Here is a 13,288-nt window from a genome sequence, read left to right on the forward strand (position 1 = left end):
TCAGCGTGCGAGTTCGATCAGTTCAGTGATGAGGTCGGGATAGCTCATCCCGCTCTGGATCCAGCACGTCGGGAACATCGAGATCGGGGTGAAGCCCGGCATGGTGTTCACCTCATTGACGAAGAACTCGGTGCCCGTGTAGAAGAAGTCGACGCGGGACAGCCCTTGACCGCCGACGGCCTCGAACGCCTGCGCTGCGATCCGTTGCATCTCGCGCAGTTCGCCGTCGTGCAGGTCGGCAGGACAGACGAGATCGATTCCGGGGGCGCCGAGGTACTTCGCTTCGAAGTCGTAGAAGTCCCGCCCGCTGACGACGATCTCTCCCGCGACGCTGACGCGAGGGTCCCCGTCGTCACGTCCCTGCAGCACACCGCACTCGACCTCGCGGCCGACCACCGCCTGCTCGACCAGAACGCTCGTGTCCTCGTCGAACGCGACGTCGAGGGCGGCATCCAATTCGTCCCACGCCGAGACTTTCGAGACTCCGACGCTCGAGCCCGCACGAGCGGGCTTCACGAAGACGGGCAAACCGAGGGCTCGCACGCGTCGGCGCCACAGGTCGTCGTCGCGCTCGAGAGCGGCGCGGGTGAGAGTGACCCACGGGACGACGGGGACTCCCGCCGCACGCAGCACGCTTTTCGTCGTGTGCTTGTCCATCCCGATCGCGGACATGAGCAGCCCCGCACCCACGTAGGGCAGATCGAGCAGCTCCAGGAAGCCCTGCACGGTGCCGTCCTCGCCGAACCGGCCGTGGAGGATCGGGAAGACCACGTCGATGTCGCCGAGCGACTCCACGGTCCCATCCGGGCGGCGAACCGACAGCGTCCGGTGGGCGGTGGAATCCGGCCACACGATGCGCGTGCCGTTGTCGACGACCTCCGGGAGGCGCTCGGGGACGAGCGCGAACTTGTCGGGATCGTCGTCCTCCAGGACGAAGGCACCCTCGCGCGTGATCCCGACCGGGATCACACGGTAGCGGTCACGATCGATCGCCCGCAGCACCCCGCCCGCCGTGGCGGAACTGATCGAATGCTCGCTGGATCGCCCGCCGAAAAGCAGAACCACTGCCGCCTGAACCATTCTGAGTCCTCTCCTCGGTGGGCTCGTCGTCATCCGTCGTGAGATGCGGTGCGATGTCGCGCGGGTTCATGGTGCCGTCGAGCACCATCTTGACCTGCTCGACGATCGGCATCTGGACGCCGGCGGCTTTCGCCAGCTGCAGAATGGGAGCGACGGAAGCGAGTCCCTCGGCCGTCTGATCCATCTGCTTGACGACTTCGGTGAAGCTGTACCCCTGCCCGAGCAGGCGGCCAGCGGTGTTGTTGCGGCTCAGCGGCGACTGGCACGTCGCGATGAGGTCACCGAGTCCGGCGAGTCCCTGCAACGTCTCGGGGCGAGCACCCTGCGCCACCGCGAAGTCGGTCATCTCGACCAGACCGCGCGTGATGATCGACGCCTTCGTGTTCTCGCCGTAGCCGACGCCGTCGACGATGCCGATCGCGACGGCGATGAGGTTCTTCAGCACCCCGCCGAATTCGGTGCCGATCACATCAGTGTTGACGAAGGTCCGGAAGTAGCGGTTGCGCGCGAGACGCGCCACCGCTTCTGCGGTCTCTTGGCTCGACGATGAGATGACGGCGGCGGTGGGATGCTGCCGCGCGATCTCGAGGGCGAGGTTGGGACCGGATGCCACGGCGATCCGGTCGGGATCGCACTGCAGCTCCTGCTCGAGGACCTGGCTCATGCGGAGCCCGGTCTTCTTCTCGACGCCCTTCATGAGCGAGACGATCGGGGCATCGCCCCGGCCGATGAGAGGGCGGACCGCTTTCAGATTCTGACGGAGGGCTTGGCTGGAGATCGCGATGTAGACCTGCGTCGCACCATCGAGGGCCTCGTCGAGGTGATGCGTGGCGGAGAGACCACGGGGGAGGTTGATCCCCGGCAGATACTGCGTGTTCCGCTTGCCCTCGCGGATCTCATGTGCGAGCTCGGCGCGGCGCGCCCACATCATCACGTCCGCGCCGCCGTCGGCGAGGACCTTGCCGAACGTCGTCCCCCAGCTCCCGGAGCCGAGAACGGCGACACGCGGGCCGGCGACGTCGCGGCGGGGAGCTTCCCTAGGAGTCAAGACGCCCCGTTTCGTTCTGTCCGTGCTTCGCGGGGTTCCAGCGCTCCGCGGGAGGCTCTTCGTTCCGCAGGCGCCCGAGGAGGATCGAGATGTCGCGCATGATGGCGTCCGTCGCGGCGACGAGGGTCGCGGGTGTCGTGTCGGTGAAACCCGACAGGTCGACAGGCGGGCCGACGAGCACGCGGATACGACGGCGCGGTGGCCAGAGACGGAGCCGTCCGTAGCGCGGCAGGATCTCCTGGACTCCCCACGTCGCGACGGGGATGACCGGAAGGGTCTCCGTCGGGGCGAGGGCGAGTCGTACGGCACCCGTCTTGCCGCGCATGGGCCACATGTCCGGGTCGCGGGTGAGCGACCCCTCGGGATAGACGATGACGCCGCTCTGCGCGGCGACGAGGGCATTGGACTGCGCCATCGTCTGTTTCGCGGCCGCGGAATTGGATGCCCGTGCCACCGGGATCATGCCCGTCGCGCGCAGCAACCACCCCAGGACGGGAACCTTGAACAGGCTCTCCTTCGCCATGAACCGCGGCGCACGCCCCATCCGCCAGGTGGCGACAGCGACGATCACCGGGTCGAATTCGCTGTAGTGGTTGGGTGCCAGAACGTAGGGCCCCTCGAGGGGAAGGTTCTCCGCCCCCTCGATCTCGATCTTGGCGAACCACGCCGTAGCAGGGATCACGATCATGGCAGCCGGCCAGAAGACGCTCGGCTTCCTCTTCTCGGCCGACGCTCGGCGGCGAGGACTCACCCGCGTCACTCCGTGACGTCGAAGTCGGCGCCGAGATCCGTCAGCTTCTCGAGGAACTTCTCGTACCCCCGGCGAATGATCCCGATGTTGCGGACGGTCGATTCGCCCTCAGCGGCCAGCGCGGCGATGACGTAGGAGTATCCGCCACGCAGATCGGGCACGACGACGTCGGCGCCGCGAAGCGGGGTCGGTCCGTTGATCACTGCGGCCTGCTCGAGTGCACGCCGCGGAACACGACGCTCCGAGCTCGCGATGCCGTCGGGGTGCACGACGATGTCGGCGCCCATCTGGACGAGCGCACGAGTGAACCCGAGCCGGTTCTCGTAGACGGTCTCGTGGACCACGGACGTGCCCTCGGCCTGCGTCAGCGCCACGATGAGGGGCTGCTGCCAGTCCGTCATGAACCCGGGATGCACGTCGGTTTCGACCATCACCGGCTTCAGCGCACCGCCGCGGCGGAAACGGATGCCGTCCTCGGCGATGTCGAAGTCGCCGCCGACTTTGCGGAACACGTTCAAGAAGGTCAGCATCTCCTGCTGCTTCGCGCCGCCGACGAAGATGTCGCCGTCTGTCGCAAGGGCCGCTGCCGCCCAGGAGGCGGCCTCGTTGCGATCGAAGATCGCACGGTGGTCGTAGCCGCGGAGGGAGTCGACGCCCTCGATGAAGATCACGCGGTTCGGCTCGTAGGAGATGATCGCGCCCATCTTCTGGAGGACGGCGATCAGGTCCATGATCTCGGGCTCGATCGCCGCGTTCCGCAGCTCGGTCGTGCCCTTCGCACGGACGGCCGTGAGGAGGACCTGCTCGGTCGCGCCGACGCTCGGGTACGGGAGCTCGATGTTCGCGCCGTGCAGTCCGCCCGGTGCCGACAGCCGGATGCCGCTCGGCAGCTTGTCGACGATGGCGCCGAACGAGCGCAGCGCATCGAGGTGGAAGTCGATCGGGCGGTCCCCGATGCGGCATCCGCCGAGGTCCGGGATGAAGGCCTGTCCGAGGAGGTGCAGCAGCGGACCGCAGAACAGGATCGGGATGCGGGAAGCACCGGCGTGGGCGTCGATCTCCTCCATGTGCGCCGAGACGGCGCCGCTCGGGTCGAGCCGGAGCACGCCGTCCTCAAGGTCCTCGACGCGGACGCCGTGGACCTCGAGGAGCGAGCGCACCACGTGGACGTCGCTGATGTCCGGAACGTCACGCAGGATGCTGGCGGTTTCACCCAGAAGAGCGGCGACCATCGCCTTCGTGGCGAGGTTCTTCGCCCCCTTCACCTCGACCCGACCGCGCAGCGGTCGTCCGCCGCGGATCCGGAGCGTCTGACCGGAGCTGCCGCCGCTGGCGGGGGTCGACGCGGAGTCGCTGAGAAGTGTGTTCATGGGATGGGACCTCATTACTGGTGTCGAGGAAGCGTGGTCGGCCCCGTTGTGCGGGGCACTGGCCGATCAGCGGACGGGGAGGGTCCGCGGCCGCCACGCCTCGCGGCGCGCCTCGAATTGTGCGATCTGATCTTCGCTACGCAGGGTGAGCCCGATGTCGTCGAGCCCTTCGAGAAGCCGCCACCTAGTGTAATCGTCGATGTCGAAGGAGGCCTGGAGGTCGCCGACCTGCACCGTCCGTGTCTCCAGATCGACCGTGATCTCCCGCCCGGGTTCGGCTTCGAGAGCCGCCCAGATCGCTTCGAGGACGTCCTCGGTGACGACGCCGGTGACGAGGCCCTGCTTGCCCGAGTTCCCGCGGAAGATATCGGCGAACTTGGTGCTGAGGACGACGCGGAATCCGAAGTCGCGAAGCGCCCAGACGGCGTGCTCGCGGCTCGAGCCGGTGCCGAAGTCCGGGCCGGCCACCAGGACGGATGCGCCGCGGTAGGCATCCTGGTTGAGGATGAACTCGGGGTCCTGCCGCCAGTTGGCGAACAGCGCGTCCTCGAAGCCCGTCTTGGTGACGCGCTTGAGGTAGACCGCGGGGATGATCTGGTCGGTGTCGACGGCGGAGCGCTTCAGCGGCACGCCGACGCCGGTGTGGCGGGTGAACTTGTCCATGTCAGACCTCCGTCAGGGCGAGTGCGTCGAGATCGCTGGGGCTCGCGAGGCGGCCGAGCACGGCCGTCGCCGCGGCGACCTGGGGCGAGACGAGGTGGGTGCGTCCGCCCTTGCCCTGGCGCCCCTCGAAGTTGCGGTTGCTCGTGGACGCGCAGCGCTCCCCCGGGGCGAGCTGGTCCGGGTTCATGCCGAGACACATCGAGCACCCTGCGAAACGCCACTCGGCCCCGAAGTCGGTGAAGACCTTGTCGAGTCCCTCCGCCTCCGCCTCGAGGCGGACGCGAGCGGACCCGGGGACCACCATCACGCGGACGCCCTCGGCCTTGGTCCGACCCTGCACGATCGAGGCGAACTGGCGCAGGTCCTCGATGCGGCTGTTCGTGCACGAGCCCATGAAGACGGCATCCACCGGCACCTCCTTCAGAGGCGTACCCGGCGCGAGGTCCATGTACTCGAGGGCGCGTTCGGCCGCCGCTCGCTCGTTGGGCTCGGTCATCGCGGCGGGGTCGGGGACGATGCCGCTCAGCATGACGCCCTGTCCGGGGTTCGTCCCCCACGTGACGAACGGCTCCAGCTCATCGGCGTCGAGGAAGACCTCGGCGTCGTAGGCGGCGCCCTCGTCGGACGGGAGCGTCCGCCAGTAGGCGACAGCCTCGTCCCAGTCGGCGCCCTGGGGCGCGTGAGGCTTGTCCTTGACGTACGCGAACGTCGTCTCGTCGGGCGCGATCATGCCCGCGCGGGCACCGGCTTCGATCGACATATTGCACATCGTCATCCGGCCCTCCATCGAGAGCGAACGGATCGCCGAGCCGCGGAACTCGAGCACGTAGCCCTGGCCCCCGTTGGCACCGATCTTCGCGATGATCGCGAGGATGACGTCTTTCGCGCTCACCCCCGGCTTCAACGTGCCCTCGACGGTGATGGCCATCGTCTTGAACGGCTTGAGCGGCAGGGTCTGCGTCGCCAGCACGTGCTCGACTTCGCTCGTGCCGATGCCGAATGCCATCGCGCCGAACGCGCCGTGCGTGGAGGTGTGCGAGTCGCCGCAGACGACGGTGATGCCCGGCATCGTCAGGCCCAGCTGGGGCCCCACGACGTGGACGATGCCCTGTTCCTTGTCGCCCAACGAGTGCAGCCGGACGCCGAACTCCGCGGCGTTGCGGCGAAGCGTCTCGATCTGGGTGCGGCTCGTGAGGTCGGCGATCGGCTTGTCGATCTCGAGGGTCGGAGTGTTGTGATCCTCGGTCGCGATCGTGAGGTCGAGACGCCGGACGGGGCGCCCCTCGGCACGCAGGCCGTCGAATGCCTGCGGGCTGGTCACCTCGTGCACGAGGTGGAGGTCGATGTAGATGAGGTCGGGACTGCCGCCCTCACCCTTCACGACCAGATGGTCGTCCCACACCTTCTCGGCGAGGGTCCGCGGACGGTCGGGAATCGTGCTCATGGTGTCTCCTGATGTCGGATGGCGCCCGCGACAGCCTCCGCGACGAGAGAGGGCTCAGATCGAGGTCTCGTCGCGGCCGATAAGGAGTCGAGCGGTCCGCACGGCGTCAGACTATCACCGGCTCACCGGCGACGTGTCGGCCCGGCTCTCCGTAACACCGCGTCTCACGACGCTCCCCCACCAGGGCCACCGTGGCACGCTGTGGGGTCTGAGGGACAGGAGACCGGAGATGACGGAGCGAGACCGGATCGGGTTCACGACACGACAGGTTCATGTGGGGACGGATGCCGCCGCCGCCACCCCCCGTGCTCTGCCGATCCACCTCACCGCGGGCTTCACGTTCGACTCGTTCGACGCCGCCGCCGCCCATTTCGGCGCCGGCGACGGATTCGGCTACACCCGCACCGGCAACCCGACCGTGGACGCGGTCGAGCGAAAGCTCGCCTCGCTCGAAGGCGGAGCCGAGGCGCTACTGGTCGCCTCCGGGCAGGCGGCGATCGCAGTCGCGCTGCTCGGCCTCGTCGAGGCGGGATCCCACATCGTCAGCTCCACCCACATCTACGAAGGCACCCGCGGTCTCCTCGTCGACAACCTCGCCCGCCTCGGCGTCGAGACCACCTTCGTCGACGACATCGCCGACCCGGATGCCTGGCGCCGAGCGGTCCGCCCCGAGACCCGCGTCCTTTTCGGGGAGTCGATCGCGAACGCGCGGAACGACGTCCTCGATATCGCCGCGATCGCTGCGGTCGGCGACGAGGCCGGCATCCCCCTGGTCGTCGACAACACGTTCGCAACGCCCTATCTGCTCAGGCCCCTCGAGCACGGCGCGGCCATCGTCGTCCACTCGGCGAGCAAGTTCCTCTCGGGCCATGGGTCGGTGCTCGGTGGTGTCGTCGTCGACGACGGACGGTTCGACGCGGTCCGGTCGGGACACCTGTTCCCGCACCTGACCGATCCCGGCGCGGACGGGTCCCCGAGCATCTGGGCCCGCCGCGGCGGGCGCGCGCGGATCGCCTACCTGCGAGAGAGCGTCGCCCCGAGATACGGACCTACGCCCTCCCCCCTGACCGCGTTCTTCGTCGGACAGGGCATCGAGACGCTCAGCCTGCGAGTCGAGCGGCAGTCCCGTAACGCGCTCACCGTCGCGGAGTGGCTATCCGGTCGTCCGGAGGTCGAGAGCGTCGACTACACCGGCCTACCGACCCACCCCACCCACGGACTCGCGCGCGACTACCTCCGCGGCGGTTACGGCTCGGTCTTCACGGCGACGCTCCGCGGCGGACTGACCGCCGCCCGCGCCTTCGTCGAGGAGTTGTCGGTCATCACGCACATGACCCACCTCGGCGACGTGCGGTCCCTGGTCCTCCACCCGGGGTCGACGAGTCACGCACGCCGATCGCCGTCGGAGCGCACGTCCCACGGCGTCCACCCCGGAACGCTCCGGCTGTCGATCGGGATCGAGGACGTCGACGACCTCATCGCCGATCTGGCGCGCGGGCTCGGGGCCGCGGCATCCGTCGTCGCCACCGACGTGGCGGTCGTGGCATGAGCCGGCCGCAGCACTTCGGCTGGTTCCTCGCTCGCGGGTTCGGGCCGCACGGATGGGGTCATCCGTACCTCGACTGGGACTACGACTGGACCTCACCCGCGCTGTATCAGCAGGCGGCACGGACGCTCGAGCAGGCGGGATTCGACCTGCTCATCATCGAGGACGCGCCCTCCCTGGGATCGGCATCGACCATCGACCTTCGGGTGCGTCAGGCCTTCGGCGGTCCGAAGCTCGATCCGTTGCTCCTCGCGCCGTACCTGTTCGCGGCGACCGAACGCATCGGCATCGTCCCGACCGTCAACCCCGCGGCGTACCTCCCGTACACCGCAGCGCGACAGTTCGCGACGCTGCAGCATCTGAGCGGCCACCGCCTCGGCCTCAACGTCGTCACCGACACGGGCAGCGCACGGCACTTCGGGACCGCTCCGCAACTCGGCCACGACGCCGCCTACGACCGGGCCGAAGAGTGGATGTCGGCGGTCGCCGCGCTGTGGCGGAGTTGGCCCAACGGCGCCCTCGTCGCAGACCCCGACTCGGGCCGGTACGCCGACGGCACCCTGCTCGAACCGGCGGTGCACCGGGGTGAGTACTTCTCCTTCGACGGTCCGCTCAACGCCGTGCCGTTCACGGACGGCGAGCCGGTCATCGTCTCTCCCGGTGGGTCACCGCGGGGGCTCGGGTTCGCCGGCGCCAACTCGGATGTCCAACTCGCCCTCGCTCCGATGACGGAGGACTCGGTGCGTGCGTATCGCCGCCGCATCCACGACGCCGCAGTCGCCGCCGGCCGTTCCCCGAACGACATCACGATCCTCTTCGCGATCCAGCCGACCGTGGTCGCCTCGTCGGACGACGCAGACCGACTGGTCGATGCGTCGCGGCATCCGGATGACGCTGCCCTCAGCCTCATCGCCGAACGGCAGTCGAGCGACCTCGAGACCGACCTCACCGTGCTCGACCTCGACCGTCCCCTCGACCGCGCGATCTTCGGCGAGCACGTCTCGCACGGCAGCATCCAGCGCCTGATCGGACATCACGACGAGGATGCGACGCTGCGCGCGATCCTCACCGCGCACGCCCGGCTGGGGCGGCTCCACGACGGGACCGGGTGGGTGGGGACGGCCATGGAGCTCGCCGACCGCATCGAGGAGTACGGAACCTGGGGCAACGACGGTGTCCTGCTCTGGGGCGACCTCCACCCGGTCACGGTGCACCGCACGCTCGATGAACTCGTGCCGATCCTGCGGCGTCGCGGCATCCTCCGCCGGGAGTACGAACCGTCCCTCCGGGCGAACCTGCGCCCCTTCTGACGCTCGGGCTCAGCGGGTGACGTCGCCGTCCGAGGGATGCGAGTCGACCGAGCGCGGGGTTCCCTGCTCGTCGGCGACGTCCTCGGCGTGACCCACCGGGGTCGGTCCCGTCGCGGGTACGGGCTCACGAAGGCCGTCACGGCGAGCAGCGATGAGGCTCGCGACCGTGGCGACGAGCATCGATGCGACGATGACGCCGAGCGACACCCAGGTCGAGATCTCCGGAGCCCACTCGATGTGTTCGCCGCCGTTGATGAAGGGGAGCTCGTTCTCGTGCATCGCGTGCAGAACGAGCTTGACCCCGATGAACGCGAGGATGAATGCGATGCCGAAGTGGAGGTACTTGAGCCGGTCGAGCAGCCCGCCGAGCAGGAAGTACAGCTGGCGGAGTCCCATCAGCGCGAAGAGGTTCGCGGTGAAGACGATGAACGGGCTCTGAGTGATGCCGAAGATCGCCGGGATCGAGTCGATCGCGAACAACAGGTCGGTCATACCGAGCGCCGCGAAGACGATGATCATCGGGGTGAAGACCTTCTTACCGCCGACGAAGGTCCGCACCTTCGCGCCGTCGTACTCGTCGCTGACGGCGATCCGGCGTCGGAGCAGGCGGACGATGAAGCTCTCCTTCTTCTCCTCGTCCTCGTGCTCGTCACCCGGGAACGCCTGGCGCCACGCGGTGTAGATCAGGAAGGCGCCGAAGACGTAGAAGACCCAGCTGAACTGCTCGATGATCGCCGCGCCCAGGAGGATGAAGATGCCGCGGAGGACCAAGGCGATGATGATGCCCACCATGAGCACCTTCTGCTGCGCAGCGCGCGGCACGGAGAACTGGCTCATGATCAAGACGAACACGAACAGGTTGTCGATCGAGAGGCTGTACTCGGTGAGCCAGCCCGCGACGAACTGTCCGGCGTACTCGCCGTTGGTGACGACGAGCATCAGCAGCGCGAAGAGCAGCGCGAGCACGACGTAGAAGACGACCCACAGGGTCGATTCCTTCGTCGACGGGACGTGCGGACGCTTGATGATCAGCAGCAGGTCGGCGATGAGGATGAGGGTCAAGCCGACGAGCGAGCCGACCTCGAACCAGAGGGGGAGCTCCATGGGGGCCTTTCATGCGGGGGCGACCCCTAAGAGTACCTTTCGAGTTGTCTGAGACGATCCCGATCGACGCGACACTCCCCCAACGAGACAACGAACGAGGATGCCATGGCCGACCCGCTCGCGAGGCGCGACGCGGACCTGGTGGCGGCCGCCGCAGGCGGTGACCAGCAGGCTTTCCGCGAGCTGTACCGCGCCTACGCGAGGCCCGTCTACTGGCTGGCACACGGCCTCCTCGGAGACACAGCCGATGCGGAGGACGTCATGCAGGAGACCTTCCTGGTCGCGTGGCGGCGACTGCCCACGCTGAACCTCGTGAGCGAATCCCTCCTCCCCTGGCTGGTGACGATCTGCCGATTCCAGAGCGCCAACCGGATGCGTCGGCAGCGCCGCGATCGGCTGAACACTGCGGGCGCCGTCGACGAGATGCTCCCCGCGACGGTGAATGTCGAGGACCAGGTGATCGGGAGCGCGCTCGCCGAACGTGTCGTGGCCGAGCTCGGCACCCTCTCGCCCCTGGACCAGCAGATCTTCCGGCTGTGCGCGACCGAGGGGTACGCGTACGCGGCCGCCGCGGAAGAGCTCGGGATCTCCCATGCGGTCGTCCGCAATCGCCTGTCGCGCGTCCGGACGAAACTCCGGACCGTCGTCGAAACGGAGGGGTCATGAGCACCGAGGAGATCCAGCTGCCGGAGCTTACCCGGACACGGCAGGACGAGATCGAGCGCACCCTGTTCGCCGAGATCGAGACGACGACCCGCGAGACCCGCGAGTCCTCGCGTCGTCATCGACGGCGCGTGTGGGCGTATACGGCTGCGGCGGCCGCCGTGGTCGTCGTTGCAGGGTTCGTCGGACCAGCGCTCGGGAACCTGACGGGTGGCGCCTCGTCGGGGAGCACTGCCTCGGAGCAATCGGTGGCGCTGCCCGACGAAGACGGCAGTGAGATGAGCGCAGGCGGCACCGCCGACCTCGGCGACAACGGAACGACATCGGCCGAGGCGCCCGAGCGGGCCGTCGTCGCCCGCGCGGAGACCAGACTCGAAGCCGAGGACCCCGCTGCCGCCGCCCAGACGATCGGTGACCGAGCCGAGGCATCCGGCGGGTACGTCGAGTCGATGAACGTCGCGGATGCGGCGGAGTCCACCGGCATGGCGGGCGCGACGGGTCCTGGAGACGCTCGGATCACGGTGCGCGTCCCCGCATCCGGTCTCGCTTCCTTCCTCGACGACCTCAACGACCTCGGTACCGTTCAGGCCTCCGACATCTCCCGGGAGGACGTCACCGCGCAGACCACCGATCTCGACGCCCGGATAGCGGCGTTGGACGCGTCCGTCGACCGCCTGCGCGGACTGATCTCGGATGCCGCATCCACCGCCGACCTCCTCACCGCGGAAGACGCGCTCGCCGGGCGACAGGCCGAACTCGACTCGCTGCGCGCCCAGGCCGACGCGCTGAAAGACGACGTGGCCCTCTCGAGCGCCACGATCACGATCACCGCACCCGGAGCCGACGTCGCGGCGGACCCGCAGGGGTTCGGCGACGGCTTCTCCACCGGCTGGAACACCCTCGTCGTGACCCTCAACGGGATCGTCGTCGGGCTGGGGTTCCTGCTCCCCTGGCTCGTCCTCGCCGGGATCGTCGTCGCGATCGTGCAGGTCGTCCGCCGCGCGCGCCGCCGCCGCCGCTCACGGCGCGACCTCCGACCCGCAGACGACTGACGCGTCGCCGCAAACGACGAAGCCCTCGACCAGCAGGTCGAGGGCTTCGTCAGTGTGGTGACCCCAGCGGGATTCGAACCCGCGTTACCGCCGTGAGAGGGCGGCGTACTAGGCCGCTATACGATGGGGCCGTACATTCGTTCCCTCCTTGCGGAGGCAACCGTTCAATTATGCACGAGGTTCACAGCCCTGCAAAATCGGCTTCGCCTTGCCTCCTGCCCCCCGCGTGGGTTGACTGAGACCATGCGCGTTACGAAGCACGAACATGCCTGTCTCCGTCTCGACAGCGAGGGCAAGACCCTCCTCATCGATCCCGGGTCCTTCACCCTGCCGCTCGACGACCTGAACGACGTCGTCGGCGTCGTTCTCACGCATGAGCACCCCGATCACTGGACACCCGCCCAGCTGGACGCCGTCTTCTCCCAGGCACCCGGTGTCCCCGTATTCGGTCCGGAGGGTGTCGTCGCCGCAGCATCCGGGTACGACGTCACGAAGGTCGATGTCGGAGACGAGCTGGAGGTCGGCCCCTTCCGCATGCGCTTCTTCGGCGGGACCCACAGCGTGATCCACGAGTCCATCCCGGTGATCGACAACCTCGGCGTCCTCGTCAACGACGAGTTCTACTACCCCGGTGACTCGTACGCCGTTCCCGAAGGCGTCGAGGTGGGTCTGCTCGCCGCCCCGATCGGAGCACCGTGGCTGAAGATCGGCGACGCGATCGACTTCGTGCTCGCCGTCAAGCCGCGGCGCGCCTTCGGAACCCACGAGATGACACTCTCCCGCGCCGGTCTCGCGATGCATCGGGACCGTCTCAAGTGGGCGACGGAGCAGAACGGCGGCGAGTTCCTCGAGCTCGAGCCGGGCCAGTCCGCCGACCTGTGAGCTGACACACGAAAAGACGGATGCCGCGGGGCTTTCGCTCCGCGGCATCCGTCATTCGTGGGGGTCGAGCTTCACTCGGCGTCGTGGTCCGTCTCGATGAAGGCGACGAGCTTGTCGAGCGCCTCGTCGGCGCCGTCGCCCTCGGCCTTGAGCGTCACGACGGTGCCCTGCGTGGCGCCCAGACCCATGAGGGTCAGGATGCTGCCGGCGTTCTGGTCGGGACCGCCGGGAACGGCGATCGTGACGGGCACTCCCGTCTCCTTGACCGCCTGCACGAAGAGCTTTGCGGGGCGGGCGTGCAGTCCGGAGCTGCTCGCGACGGTTGCGGTCCGTTCGGCCATGGTGATTCTTCCTCCTTGAGTCGGTATCTCGAGA

The 13,288-nt window shown here is 68.3% G+C and carries 13 protein-coding genes and 1 tRNA gene; 5 read left to right on the forward strand and 9 right to left on the reverse strand.

What is annotated here, in order from left to right; genetic code table 11:
* From ABQ271_RS07955 to leuC, 6 genes are all read right to left on the reverse strand, one after another.
* Entirely contained in the window at positions 1 to 1,080 is a 1,080-nt protein-coding gene (locus tag ABQ271_RS07955; RefSeq protein ID WP_349308247.1) for a D-alanine--D-alanine ligase family protein, read from the reverse strand.
* Positions 980 to 2,128: an NAD(P)H-dependent glycerol-3-phosphate dehydrogenase gene (locus ABQ271_RS07960; protein WP_349308248.1), complete on the reverse strand. Its 1,149-nt coding sequence runs from the start codon at positions 2,126 to 2,128 to the stop codon at positions 980 to 982. Before ABQ271_RS07960 ends, ABQ271_RS07955 begins: the two co-directional genes overlap by 101 nt.
* On the reverse strand, positions 2,118 to 2,888 hold the full coding sequence (locus ABQ271_RS07965) for a lysophospholipid acyltransferase family protein (RefSeq protein ID WP_349308249.1): 771 nt from the start codon (positions 2,886 to 2,888) through the stop codon (positions 2,118 to 2,120). The genes ABQ271_RS07960 and ABQ271_RS07965 overlap by 11 nt, the downstream gene beginning before the upstream one ends.
* Positions 2,885 to 4,249 carry a UDP-N-acetylglucosamine 1-carboxyvinyltransferase gene (murA, locus tag ABQ271_RS07970; protein WP_349308250.1) on the reverse strand — a complete coding sequence of 455 codons (1,365 nt, stop codon included), beginning with the start codon at positions 4,247 to 4,249 and terminating at the stop codon, positions 2,885 to 2,887. Before murA ends, ABQ271_RS07965 begins: the two co-directional genes overlap by 4 nt.
* A gap of 66 nt (positions 4,250 to 4,315) precedes the next feature.
* Entirely contained in the window at positions 4,316 to 4,912 is a 597-nt protein-coding gene (gene leuD, locus ABQ271_RS07975) for a 3-isopropylmalate dehydratase small subunit (RefSeq protein WP_349308251.1), read from the reverse strand.
* Between the two features lies 1 nt (position 4,913).
* Positions 4,914 to 6,356 (reverse strand): 3-isopropylmalate dehydratase large subunit, encoded by a 1,443-nt coding sequence (gene leuC / locus ABQ271_RS07980; protein WP_349308252.1) that lies wholly within the window; start codon positions 6,354 to 6,356, stop codon positions 4,914 to 4,916.
* Positions 6,357 to 6,585: 229 nt separating this feature from the next.
* Between leuC and ABQ271_RS07985 the strand changes: the two genes are divergently transcribed.
* Both ABQ271_RS07985 and ABQ271_RS07990 read left to right on the forward strand, forming a co-directional pair.
* A complete protein-coding gene (locus ABQ271_RS07985; protein WP_349308253.1) occupies positions 6,586 to 7,905 on the forward strand; it encodes a PLP-dependent transferase in 1,320 nt (439 codons plus the stop codon).
* Complete coding sequence (locus ABQ271_RS07990) at positions 7,902 to 9,212, forward strand: LLM class flavin-dependent oxidoreductase (protein ID WP_349308254.1); 1,311 nt, start codon at positions 7,902 to 7,904, stop codon at positions 9,210 to 9,212. The genes ABQ271_RS07985 and ABQ271_RS07990 overlap by 4 nt, the downstream gene beginning before the upstream one ends.
* Positions 9,213 to 9,221: 9 nt before the next feature.
* On the opposite strand, the gene ABQ271_RS07995 is transcribed toward ABQ271_RS07990, so the two are convergent.
* Entirely contained in the window at positions 9,222 to 10,316 is a 1,095-nt protein-coding gene (locus ABQ271_RS07995) for a TerC/Alx family metal homeostasis membrane protein (RefSeq protein WP_349308255.1), read from the reverse strand.
* A gap of 105 nt (positions 10,317 to 10,421) precedes the next feature.
* Here ABQ271_RS07995 and ABQ271_RS08000 point away from each other — a divergent pair, with 105 nt between their 5' ends.
* A complete protein-coding gene (locus ABQ271_RS08000) occupies positions 10,422 to 10,982 on the forward strand; it encodes a sigma-70 family RNA polymerase sigma factor (protein WP_349308256.1) in 561 nt (186 codons plus the stop codon).
* Complete coding sequence (locus ABQ271_RS08005; protein WP_349308257.1) at positions 10,979 to 12,031, forward strand: DUF4349 domain-containing protein; 1,053 nt, start codon at positions 10,979 to 10,981, stop codon at positions 12,029 to 12,031. The genes ABQ271_RS08000 and ABQ271_RS08005 overlap by 4 nt, the downstream gene beginning before the upstream one ends.
* A 55-nt stretch (positions 12,032 to 12,086) precedes the next feature.
* On the opposite strand, the gene ABQ271_RS08010 is transcribed toward ABQ271_RS08005, so the two are convergent.
* A tRNA-Glu gene (locus tag ABQ271_RS08010) sits at positions 12,087 to 12,162 on the reverse strand.
* 112 nt (positions 12,163 to 12,274) lie between these two features.
* Here ABQ271_RS08010 and ABQ271_RS08015 point away from each other — a divergent pair.
* A complete protein-coding gene (locus ABQ271_RS08015; RefSeq protein ID WP_349308258.1) occupies positions 12,275 to 12,913 on the forward strand; it encodes an MBL fold metallo-hydrolase in 639 nt (212 codons plus the stop codon).
* A gap of 71 nt (positions 12,914 to 12,984) precedes the next feature.
* Here ABQ271_RS08015 and ABQ271_RS08020 read toward each other — a convergent pair whose 3' ends face one another.
* On the reverse strand, positions 12,985 to 13,254 hold the full coding sequence (locus ABQ271_RS08020; RefSeq protein ID WP_036309257.1) for an HPr family phosphocarrier protein: 270 nt from the start codon (positions 13,252 to 13,254) through the stop codon (positions 12,985 to 12,987).
* Positions 13,255 to 13,288: the final 34 nt, after the last annotated feature.

It is taken from the genome of Microbacterium sp. MM2322 (genome assembly GCF_964186585.1).
Lineage (GTDB): Bacteria > Actinomycetota > Actinomycetes > Actinomycetales > Microbacteriaceae > Microbacterium.

Excerpts from the sequence above, each read along its gene's own strand:
- ABQ271_RS07955 (WP_349308247.1), bottom strand. The coding sequence starts at position 1,080 with ATGGTTCAGGCGGCAGTGGTTCTGCTTTTCGGCGGGCGATCCAGCGAG.
- murA (WP_349308250.1), bottom strand. The coding sequence starts at position 4,249 with ATGAACACACTTCTCAGCGACTCCGCGTCGACCCCCGCCAGCGGCGGC.
- leuD (WP_349308251.1), bottom strand. The coding sequence starts at position 4,912 with ATGGACAAGTTCACCCGCCACACCGGCGTCGGCGTGCCGCTGAAGCGC.
- leuC (WP_349308252.1), bottom strand. The coding sequence starts at position 6,356 with ATGAGCACGATTCCCGACCGTCCGCGGACCCTCGCCGAGAAGGTGTGG.
- ABQ271_RS07985 (WP_349308253.1), top strand. The coding sequence starts at position 6,586 with ATGACGGAGCGAGACCGGATCGGGTTCACGACACGACAGGTTCATGTG.
- ABQ271_RS07990 (WP_349308254.1), top strand. The coding sequence starts at position 7,902 with ATGAGCCGGCCGCAGCACTTCGGCTGGTTCCTCGCTCGCGGGTTCGGG.
- ABQ271_RS07995 (WP_349308255.1), bottom strand. The coding sequence starts at position 10,316 with ATGGAGCTCCCCCTCTGGTTCGAGGTCGGCTCGCTCGTCGGCTTGACC.
- ABQ271_RS08000 (WP_349308256.1), top strand. The coding sequence starts at position 10,422 with ATGGCCGACCCGCTCGCGAGGCGCGACGCGGACCTGGTGGCGGCCGCC.
- ABQ271_RS08005 (WP_349308257.1), top strand. The coding sequence starts at position 10,979 with ATGAGCACCGAGGAGATCCAGCTGCCGGAGCTTACCCGGACACGGCAG.
- ABQ271_RS08015 (WP_349308258.1), top strand. The coding sequence starts at position 12,275 with ATGCGCGTTACGAAGCACGAACATGCCTGTCTCCGTCTCGACAGCGAG.
- ABQ271_RS08020 (WP_036309257.1), bottom strand. The coding sequence starts at position 13,254 with ATGGCCGAACGGACCGCAACCGTCGCGAGCAGCTCCGGACTGCACGCC.